The following is a 235-nucleotide window of genomic DNA, read 5'->3' on the forward strand; positions in this document are numbered from 1 at the left end:
ATGCGGGCGGCCGAGGGGGCGCGGGCCGCCTGGAACAGCCCCTGGTACTGGGGGCTCGGCAGGTACTCGACCGGCAGCGACTCCGCGTAGTGGGCGCCGCCGCCCTGGATCGCCTCCTCGCGCTCCTCGGTCGGCGCCTCCAGCGGCACGGCCGAGAGGACCTGCCGCAGCCAGCCGACCTCGTCGGGCGCGTACGAGGAGAAGGCGGGGCCGCGGTGGGGGTCGGGGGGGAGTG

1 protein-coding gene is annotated in these 235 nt (G+C 77.4%); it reads right to left on the bottom strand.

What is annotated here, in order from left to right:
* Positions 1-235, bottom strand: a 235-nt coding sequence (locus KVT44_RS57140) for a cysteine protease StiP domain-containing protein (RefSeq protein WP_302832281.1), incomplete at both ends; no start/stop codon positions are given.

It is taken from the genome of Streptomyces sp. GbtcB7, assembly GCF_019091445.1.
Lineage (GTDB): Bacteria > Actinomycetota > Actinomycetes > Streptomycetales > Streptomycetaceae > Streptomyces > Streptomyces mirabilis.